Genomic DNA, 1,379 nt, shown 5'->3' on the forward strand with positions numbered 1-1,379 from the left:
TTGAGCTTTTGTATACCTATGCTCTATCTTGAATTTTGGTTTAACAGAGTAAATACCATTAAGAGATAACCATTTAAAAAACATTTCATGCGGATCTTTTACATTTACAACCATTAAATTTTTATAAAATTTTTTTTGCATATACAAAGAAGAATATATATTAATTACATTTCTACAACCAACAACATTCCCAACTCCATTACCCGCCAAAGTTTTTAAATCATAAATATTATTCGATTCTAATTTTATAATTTCATTTTTTAAACAACCTTCTATTGATATTTCAGAATCAACTCTCATGTGGACAATATAATCATATTTAATATTATTTGATTCTTCATATTCCTCTAATATTTTAAACGACTTATAAATACCATAATACATAAATTCGACATTAGAGTTTAAATTTTCGTTTTGCTGTATCCTTTGTTGATTTTCAATCAATAAAGCACGGAAATTTTCATGATGCTCAACAACACTTCTTAGTTCGCTATATTTATATTTAGAAAAAATATCATGATTAAGTATAAAAAAAACATTAGGCATATTTTTTTTTAAATCATTAGTTTTTAAAATTTCTTTTGGGCTTTCTCGAAAAAAATCTTTCGCTAATTTTCTATCCACCCAACAATCTCCGCCAGTTGTTATATTTTGCCAATCCTGTTTTTTATCCCAAGTAAATAAAAAAATATCAGCATTTAACTGCTCTTTGGCAATCTTTATATTTTTCTCTAATGTTCCTTTCCAATCACCACGTAACATACCATACATGCAAATTGCAAATTTTGTCTCACTTTTTATATTTCCATTTTTTAACTGATCTTGTAGCTCATTAACAAACAAACTATGATATATTTTCGAACCACTAGTATTAATATCATATATCTTTTGTAATAAATAATATCTTAAATCGAAAGCTTCTCTAATAAAAAACAATTCTTGTTTACCTAAAATAATACAAAAACGTATTAAAGTAGCAATGAAATAATTCCTCGTAATGATATTATTAGAATTGTGGATATAGTTTTTATACAAATCTAATAAGTTAAATATACTATCATTTGCATCACAAAAATAAAAATTTTTATTCAATAAAAAGCAAGAAAGTATGTCTCTAGGTATCTCTTTATATAAATTATTTTTTATATTTTGATAGTTTATATCATCACTAAGTAATATTTTTCTTGTGTATAATATTTTATCATTTAATCTTTCTTCTTCTAATATATATTTACCAATATTACCGGTTAAATATAAAAAATCGTAAAATTTTGTTTCTATATTTGCAGATGATTTATAATTCGCATAATAAATACTTTCAACTAAATCAAAATTCCATAATTGCAAATTTCTTTCAATTAAAGAAAAAATTTCCTTTT

The 1,379-nt window shown here is 23.4% G+C and carries 1 protein-coding gene; it reads right to left on the reverse strand.

Annotation, left to right across the window (positions count from 1 at the left end; genetic code table 11):
* On the reverse strand, positions 1-1,379 hold a 1,379-nt coding region (locus tag CAMP5121_RS07980), incomplete at both ends, for a hypothetical protein (RefSeq protein ID WP_337215291.1).

The organism is Campylobacter sp. 2352 PW, from assembly GCF_024723575.1.
GTDB lineage: Bacteria > Campylobacterota > Campylobacteria > Campylobacterales > Campylobacteraceae > Campylobacter_D.